Origin of the sequence: Tropicimonas sp. IMCC6043 (assembly GCF_004146235.1) — a bacterium.
Classification (GTDB): domain Bacteria; phylum Pseudomonadota; class Alphaproteobacteria; order Rhodobacterales; family Rhodobacteraceae; genus Tropicimonas.
On record NZ_SELO01000147.1, the window covers coordinates 1 to 663 of the forward strand.

The following is a 663-nucleotide window of genomic DNA, read 5'->3' on the forward strand; positions in this document are numbered from 1 at the left end:
TCGCCAGCACCCGGCTCATCCCCAATTTGCCGTCAGGGGCCGGACCGTCCCATTGTGAGCAGTCACGCGTGATCCGGCCGTCCGTGCTGGCGACACACTCCAAGAGCCGAAACCGCACAGCCGTATAGGTGCGCCGCCGGGGGGCGAGATCCTCTTCGTATTTTGGGAGCGGCGCACCGCGCAGCGCAGGATTAGGTGTGCGCGTTGAAATCGTCCAGTACATTGAAGTGCTGCCGGACCCATTGCCGACAGTTACGGCACAGGGGCTTGTAATCGATTGTCGAGCCATTCTGTTCGTAAGATGCGATAGTGATCTTGCCCATGTCCTTGCCTAACCTGAACAGGTAGAGGGCAAGATTGCTTTCGGCGCAGTTATGCGTAGACCAGTTCTCCGCTTGTGAGACGGCGCTGCCGTCCGCCTTGCTGCGGTATTGACGCAGCAAGGCGGCCATCCCGCTTAGCATGCCGGTGATCTCAGCTGCCGTAGTATTTGCAGTCGCAAGCCCCTCGCCGATCAGAGCGTTCTCCAGCACCGCGCGGCCCGTGGCACCGCTCAGCGCGAAATAGCCGTGACGCGTGCCGCCTGAGACCTGCCGAGGCGAGCTACCCAGTGATGATCCAATGCGCGCCACGCCCACCGTCACGCACCCGACATTTCCATGC

Annotated in this window: 1 protein-coding gene; it reads right to left on the minus strand. The window is 61.7% G+C overall.

From position 1 onward, the window contains the following. Positions 1–191 precede the first annotated feature (191 nt). Positions 192–663, minus strand: a 472-nt coding sequence (locus tag EU800_RS26160) for a hypothetical protein (RefSeq protein ID WP_207210023.1), incomplete at its 5' end; no start/stop codon positions are given.